Annotated in this window: 2 protein-coding genes; one reads left to right on the top strand and one right to left on the bottom strand. The window is 71.1% G+C overall.

Features of this window, described 5'->3' with window-relative positions:
• A partial coding sequence (locus CCN56_RS35790; RefSeq protein WP_179200108.1) for an acyl-CoA dehydrogenase family protein occupies positions 1-593 on the bottom strand: 593 nt, incomplete at its 3' end.
• A gap of 149 nt (positions 594-742) precedes the next feature.
• On the opposite strand from CCN56_RS35790, the gene CCN56_RS35785 reads away from it, so the two are divergent.
• On the top strand, positions 743-2,068 hold the full coding sequence (locus CCN56_RS35785; RefSeq protein WP_086831930.1) for a UDP-glucose/GDP-mannose dehydrogenase family protein: 1,326 nt from the start codon (positions 743-745) through the stop codon (positions 2,066-2,068).
• The last annotated feature ends 29 nt before the right edge of the window (positions 2,069-2,097 follow it).

The raw sequence follows: 2,097 nt of genomic DNA, 5'->3' as shown, positions 1-2,097 counted from the left end.
CCCTCGTCGCCCTTCTCCACGACGAAGGCGGAGATGCCCTTGGAGCGCTTGTCGGGGTCGGTGACGGCCATCACCGTGTAGTACTCCGACACGCCGGCGTTGGTGATCCAGCGCTTGACGCCGTTGAGGACCCAGAAGTCGCCGTCGCGCACCGCGCGGGTCTTCATGCCGGCCGCGTCGGAGCCCGCGTCGGGCTCGGACAGGCAGTAGGAGAACATCGCGTCGCCCTTGGCCAGCGGGCCGAGGTACTTCTTCTTCAGCTCCTCGGAGCCGGACAGGATCACCGGCAGCGAGCCGAGCTTGTTGACGGCCGGGATCAGCGAGGAGGAGCAGCAGACGCGGGCGACCTCCTCGATGACGATCACGGTGGCCAGCGCGTCGGCGCCGGCGCCGCCGTAGCTCTCGGGGACGTGCACGGCGTGCAGGTCGTTGGCGACCAGCGCGTCCAGGGCCTCCTGCGGGAACCTGGCCTCCTCGTCCACCGCCGCCGCGAACGGGGCGATCTTCGCCTCCGCGAGGGCACGCACCGACTCCCGGAGCATGTCGTGCTCCTCGGAGGGCCGATACAGGTCGAAATCAGTCGAACCCGACACGCTCACTCACTCCCACACTGCTAACTACCGTTAAGTAACCCAAATGGTAGGGCGTGACCCGGCCCCGGACCAGGGCACCACGACAGGCACCGCGACCGGCCCGACTATGCTCGGGCAGGCATTCCGCCCGACGTTCCCTGGAGTCCCGCATGGCCCTCAAGATCACCGTGATCGGCACCGGCTACCTCGGCGCCACCCACGCCGCGGCCATGGCGGAGCTGGGCTTCGAGGTCCTCGGCCTGGACGTCGTCCCCGAGAAGATCGAGATGCTGTCCGGCGGGCGCGTCCCCATGTACGAGCCGGGTCTGGAGGAGCTGCTCGCGAAGCACGTGGCCGGGATCGAGGGATCGAGCGGCCGGCTGCGCTTCACCACCTCCTGGGAGGAGGTCGGCGCCTTCGGCGACGTGCACTTCGTCTGCGTGAACACCCCGCAGAAGCACGGCGAGTACGCCTGCGACATGAGCTACGTCGACGCCGCCTTCGCCTCCCTCGCCGGGGTCGTACGCGAAGGGGCCCTGGTCGTCGGCAAGTCGACCGTGCCGGTCGGCTCGGCCGAGCGGCTCGCGGCGCTCCTCCCCGAGGGCGTCGAGCTCGCCTGGAACCCGGAGTTCCTGCGCGAGGGCTTCGCGGTGAACGACACCCTGCACCCGGACCGGATCGTCGTCGGCGTGCGCGGCGAGCGGGCCGAGAAGACGCTCCGCGAGGTGTACGCCGTGCCGGTCGGCGAGGGCTCTCCCTTCGTCGTCACCGACTTCCCGACGGCCGAGCTGGTCAAGACGTCCGCCAACTCCTTCCTCGCCACCAAAATCTCCTTCATCAACGCGATGGCCGAGGTCTGCGAGGCCGCCGGCGGCGACGTCGCCAAGCTCGCGGAGGCCATCGGCCACGACGACCGGATCGGCGCCAAGTTCCTGCGCGCCGGCATCGGCTTCGGCGGCGGCTGCCTCCCGAAGGACATCCGGGCCTTCATGGCCCGCGCGGGCGAGCTGGGCGCCGACCAGGCCCTGACCTTCCTCCGCGAGATCGACTCGATCAACATGCGGCGGCGCGGCCAGATGGTGGAGATGGCCCGCGAGGCCCTCGGCGGGGCCACCTTCCTGGGCCGCCGGGTCGCCGTGCTCGGCGCCACCTTCAAGCCGGACTCGGACGACGTCCGCGACTCCCCCGCCCTCAACGTGGCCGGTCAGATACACCTCCAGGGCGGCCAGGTGACCGTCTACGACCCCAAGGGCATGGAGAACGCCCGCCGCGTCTTCCCGACCCTCGGCTACGCCGACTCGGCCCTGGAGGCCGTGCGCGGGGCGGACGTGGTCCTGCACCTGACCGAGTGGCGCGAGTTCCGCGAGCTCGACCCGGCGGAGCTGGCCGCGGTCGCCTCCTCGCGGGTGGTCCTCGACGGCCGCAACGCCCTCGACGGGGAGCGGTGGCGGGCGGCCGGCTGGACGTACCGCGCGATGGGCCGCCCGACGGCCTGATCCCGAACGACGAAAGAGGGGCGCACCGC

Source organism: Streptomyces sp. NRRL B-24572 (genome assembly GCF_002156145.1).
GTDB lineage: Bacteria > Actinomycetota > Actinomycetes > Streptomycetales > Streptomycetaceae > Streptomyces > Streptomyces vietnamensis.
This window is presented reverse-complemented; position numbering and strand designations above follow the sequence as displayed.

What these genes read in the sequence shown, in the direction of transcription:
- CCN56_RS35785 (WP_086831930.1), top strand. Translation starts at nt 743, where the DNA reads ATGGCCCTCAAGATCACCGTGATCGGCACCGGCTACCTCGGCGCCACC.